This window comes from Paenibacillus sp. oral taxon 786 str. D14 (assembly GCF_000159955.1).
GTDB classification, from domain to species: domain Bacteria; phylum Bacillota; class Bacilli; order Paenibacillales; family Paenibacillaceae; genus Fontibacillus; species Fontibacillus phoenicis.
The window spans coordinates 56,507-60,740 of the sequence record NZ_GG695977.1 but is presented as its reverse complement, the minus strand read 5'-3'; the positions used below and the strand labels follow the sequence as shown (position 1 = coordinate 60,740).

Genomic DNA, 4,234 nt, shown 5'->3' with positions numbered 1-4,234 from the left:
TATCACATAAAAGAGGAAGCGAGCAATGGGCTACCCGGTGCGATCTCGTCGCGTTCATCAACAAACATGTAGACGTCCATACCTCAACCAAGCGGTGGTTCCCTTTCGTTTATCGGATGTATCTGCCCTTACGGAGAGTCGTGAGACAAGCAAGGGAGTCGATCAGACGCACGTATGTCGCCTTGGGGTTAACACATTTGCAGGCGTATTTGAATGAGTACACCGTCCGCCGTCACCTGCGCATGTCCTGTTCCGAGGAAGAAATGCGCCAGAAACTGCTACAGATGTGCTTGTCCATTCCAGCGATCCCTTACCGCCAGTTAATCGCACGTGGTCAGAAGCCGTTCCTCGCAGCAGCGGCGTAAACCTGCTAATCGAGGTACGCGTCGAGATTTTTAAACTGCGCACTTCTCCCCTTTCTCTTCACTCCCTGATGCAAAGGGATAATGGTTAAAAAGGGGCGGAGAGAGACTATGTCCCCCTCCCCCGTAATGAAAAAACCGCTGCCGGATAAACCGACAACGGTGATGGTAGACTTGATCCTTATTAGACTTGATCCTTATAGGCCATCTTATGCCCATCCTCGTAGCCTTGGGCGAAGCCGCTGTTAAACCCTTCTTGATAAGCCTCGTTATAGGCCTGATCGTAAATCGTCTTGTCTTCGGGCGTTGCCTGTTCCGCTACAGGCTCCGCAACCCCTGCTGCTGGGACCGTCAGAGCGGTGCGCCGGCGTCTTAATCTCCGTCTTCTTCTGCGATGTGTACGCGGCTTGTGCACCGCCTTGCGACGCTTGCGGCGGGCAAGGATCGTCTTACTTCTCCGCCTTAGGGTCAGCTTCCGTTTTCTGCGGATCCGGACTTTTCTCGCCGTACGCGGCTTTACACGGCGGGTACGCCGGAGTTTGTTTTTTGCCATCCTTCTTCTTCCTCCTGTTCTCCTCGGGTAACGTCGTATGCTGCATAACAAGCGTCCATCATCCATGGCGGCGAAGGAGTTCCATATTTGACGCGATGAAAAGTTAACCCGCAAACCGTGCGAGCCATCGCTTCTTGATATTTGGTCAATTTATCGATATTTCCGGCAATATGCCTTGCGGCGTCCGGGGAGAGTTCGGTCACATCGGCGAGGCTGCCGAGAATCCGCGCCATCGCCTTCTGGCTTTGGCTTATGGCATCAACTAACCGGAGTTTCGCCTCCTCCCCGGCCTGAAGGGGGAACCTCGTCATTTGCCTGCCTCCAGATCAAAATCACCACCGTCGAACAATCCGCCGAATCCTCCGTCCAGGCCATCGCCGCTGCCTTCTGTCACATCGGGAGGAAGCACCGTTTTCAGGTTGCTGCACAGCCCATTTTGCAGCTTGGTCAGGCCCTCAATCACCTCCACGAGTTGATCGTGAACCTCCAGCGGGTCGGACAGCTGCTTTTCGTGATCCTCGAAACTGCTCTCCAGCACATGATTCAATATCCAGTTGCGCACCTTCTCGGACTCGACCGCCTTGGCCTCCAGTATCATCGCGACATTCCACTGGATTTTCGCGGCCGCATCCAGCATGTTCAGATAAGCCTGTTCCCTGCTCATGGCATCATACCCCGCTTCATTAACCTCACTCTTCTTCTTGGACCTTTAATTGCTTCATCACATGGCTCAAATTCTCGGCCATCGCTTCCTGTAAATCGGCAATGGCATTTAAGTAGGAGATCACGCTTTTGTTGATCCGACCCGAATTCTCCAATATGCCGGGCGTCCCATCGAACGCTGGCTCGGCGTCGGGAATCGCATGCACGATCTGCGCCATGCGTACAGCAACTTGTCGTTCCGCATCGATCACCCGCGCCATCTGCTGGTGAGAGTGGGCCATGTGCACGATGATCTCAGAAATTTTTTGCTCCACTCTGACTCCTCCTCAACTTAGGCCGGCCTTTACGCCGCGCTCTGATTAGCGGACTTCGGACACCAGCCCCAGGATGCCCTCCAATAACATATGCCGGTACGAATAAGCGCGTTCCTGTAGAGCCGGCTCGTTTCAGCCTATAAATCCTCACTCACGATGCGTTGCGGAGGCAGAATCGGCAGCCCCTCGGGATAGGCGGCCACTACGTTTTCCGGTACGGTTACCGAAGGCGTAAGCCCCCATGCGCTGAGCGTGTATTCCGAGATGATCTCCCGCCGTTGCCCCCGATCAATTTGATACCACCGTCCACTGCTGGCGACTACGATGCCGTCCGTTAAGCCCGCTTCGGTCGGCATTCCGCTGCTTAAACCAGCCAGCTGCTCCGCTGAACGGGCCGGGCCGACGGGCAGCTGGACCAGATCCAGCACAGACAGCCGCAGCGGCACCGGCATCGTGTCAGCCGCCGCCGGATGCACAGGATGGCGAACACCATGCTCCAGCCAGTGTACGCCTCCCTTTACATCCCGAACCCGCACGTGAGTCGGGAAGAAATCGGCCGCCCTTAGCGTCCGTTCCTCGCGCCAATCGGTCATCCTCGCATAGAGGGCGTGCAAATCTCCCCATTTTTCACGAAAGAAATGGTGGTTGCGGGTATTCACTTCCTGAAACTGCTGATTGCCTAATCCTTTCATCGTCATGCTTCCGTAATGATGGACGAAGGTGTCCTCAGCGATCACCAGCTTCTTTCCTTGCAGGCGCAATCGGGCGACCCAATCCTCGTCCTCGAAATTGCCGATCTCATATCCTTCGTCGAAATAACCAACTTGCTCCAGCGTCGCTCGCGGAAAGGCTACGCAGAACCCTACCAGCCGATCGGTCATGCGCCACTTCATCGGATCCGAACGGTTGTACAAAGCAGCAAAAGCCGGCATATCCGCCACGTCCTCATAGGGAACGTCAATTTGCTGCTCGCCGCTGATGTAATTCGTTACCGGCCCAACTGCGGCTGCTTGAGGAAACTGACGAAGGCATGCCAGCAGTTGATCCAGCCAGCGCTCCGTCACCAGTACATCGTTGTTCAGAAGCACAATTGTATTCCCCTTGGCCATCATCAGCCCGGTATTTACGGCGCGGGCGAACCCCAGGTTCTGCGGATACACCGCCAGCCGCACCCGACCCGGCCGCCGCCGAACCGCTGTCGCCGTTCCATCGGTCGATCCGTTGTCAACGATAATGACCTCATACGGTGTAGACGTATATCGATCGATATGATCCAAGCACTGCAGCAGCAGGTCTCTGCGATCATAGGTCGGTATGATGATACTCGTGATTTCCTGGCGGTCAGCAAATGCTCGGTAGCCTTCTTGAACTCCGTAAGCATAGCCGGCAACGTATCCTTGCTCGTAGGTTTCCGAACCGAGTCTAGCTTGCATCTTGGTTTTTCCGTCAAACTCCATTTGCACCGATGTGCACCTCCCCGAGCTGCGGCCATGCCGCCTCGCCTTTTATCAGTTTGTCGGCTAAATGTCCCATATCCAGCGCCACTTTGCCCAGCTCTCCGGAGAGCCGTGTGCAGATCATCACGGCAGCCACTCCGGCCGCAACCAAAGCCAGATCAAAGTCCGGAAATTCCCGGAGGCGCATCGCGACTCTCGGCACATCGGCTACACCCTGCACCGGAGCAAGCCAACCAACAACCTGCACGCTGCGCTGCCCAAGAAATCCCGCCAACACTTCCGCCTGATTCCCGATCAGCAAGACTCGCCGGCCATGCAGCAGTCTCGTTAAATAACCTCCGGCATTTAATTCATAATTCACGGTTGAAGTGGTCAAGCGTAAACCGCGGTAATCGATTCCATAGTGGCGCAGCACCGGGAACAACAGCCCTTGATAGGAAGGATGCCGGGATTCCGGAACCCCGATAATATCCGCAGTCCTTATCGCGGCTGCTAACGCTTCGCGCGCTGCTGGATCGGGCAAATGCACGCCTGCATAGGGCAAAAAAGCCCCCCGGCGGAGCGCTTCCTCGGTGGAAATTACCGTATCGTGCGCCAAGGTGAGCAGTTCTCCGTCGCCGAGACGGACAATCGACAGCGGCCGGCCTTCCCGCAGCGCCCCCTCCGCAGCGGCGAACACCTCTGCTGGCGTAAGCAGCGGATAAAGCTGCCCGGCGACGGTCGGGAAACCCGCGGCAATGACGTCGTCCACCCAGATTTCGGGCAGCAGCATATAGCGGGGAATTAAGCGGCCCAGCTTGGCTTCCCCGCCTTCAAACAAACCTTCGCGGTAGCCGGCCTCGAAGGCGGCGGCGCGAACCCGCTCCGCTTCCGCCGCAGACCAGG

At 56.5% G+C, this 4,234-nt stretch carries 6 protein-coding genes and 1 pseudogene; 1 reads left to right on the top strand and 6 read right to left on the bottom strand.

Annotated features, from left to right (window positions below; translation table 11 throughout):
• A pseudogene (locus tag POTG_RS24820) lies at window positions 1-365 on the top strand (transposase); the annotation flags it as partial.
• 181 nt (window positions 366-546) lie between these two features.
• Here the strand turns inward: POTG_RS24820 and POTG_RS12025 are convergent.
• The 6 genes from POTG_RS12025 to POTG_RS12000 form a co-directional block, all read right to left on the bottom strand.
• Window positions 547-915 carry a hypothetical protein gene (locus POTG_RS12025; protein WP_036645147.1) on the bottom strand — a complete coding sequence of 123 codons (369 nt, stop codon included), beginning with the start codon at window positions 913-915 and terminating at the stop codon, window positions 547-549.
• Window positions 879-1,226 (bottom strand): hypothetical protein, encoded by a 348-nt coding sequence (locus POTG_RS12020; RefSeq protein WP_009225099.1) that lies wholly within the window; start codon window positions 1,224-1,226, stop codon window positions 879-881. The genes POTG_RS12025 and POTG_RS12020 overlap by 37 nt, the downstream gene beginning before the upstream one ends.
• The gene (locus POTG_RS12015; RefSeq protein ID WP_009225098.1) at window positions 1,223-1,579 is read right to left on the bottom strand and encodes a hypothetical protein; all 357 of its coding nucleotides are present in this window, start codon (window positions 1,577-1,579) and stop codon (window positions 1,223-1,225) included. Before POTG_RS12015 ends, POTG_RS12020 begins: the two co-directional genes overlap by 4 nt.
• Before the next feature lie 25 nt (window positions 1,580-1,604).
• Window positions 1,605-1,892 (bottom strand): hypothetical protein, encoded by a 288-nt coding sequence (locus tag POTG_RS12010; RefSeq protein WP_009225097.1) that lies wholly within the window; start codon window positions 1,890-1,892, stop codon window positions 1,605-1,607.
• 137 nt (window positions 1,893-2,029) lie between these two features.
• A complete protein-coding gene (locus POTG_RS12005; RefSeq protein ID WP_232282286.1) occupies window positions 2,030-3,349 on the bottom strand; it encodes a glycosyltransferase family 2 protein in 1,320 nt (439 codons plus the stop codon).
• The coding region (locus POTG_RS12000) for a GT-D fold domain-containing glycosyltransferase (RefSeq protein WP_157273429.1) at window positions 3,339-4,234 on the bottom strand (896 nt) is incomplete at its 5' end. The genes POTG_RS12005 and POTG_RS12000, both read right to left, overlap by 11 nt.

Excerpts from the sequence above, each read along its gene's own strand:
- POTG_RS12025 (WP_036645147.1), bottom strand. The coding sequence starts at position 915 with ATGGCAAAAAACAAACTCCGGCGTACCCGCCGTGTAAAGCCGCGTACG.
- POTG_RS12020 (WP_009225099.1), bottom strand. The coding sequence starts at position 1,226 with ATGACGAGGTTCCCCCTTCAGGCCGGGGAGGAGGCGAAACTCCGGTTA.
- POTG_RS12005 (WP_232282286.1), bottom strand. The coding sequence starts at position 3,349 with ATGGAGTTTGACGGAAAAACCAAGATGCAAGCTAGACTCGGTTCGGAA.
- POTG_RS12015 (WP_009225098.1), bottom strand. The coding sequence starts at position 1,579 with ATGAGCAGGGAACAGGCTTATCTGAACATGCTGGATGCGGCCGCGAAA.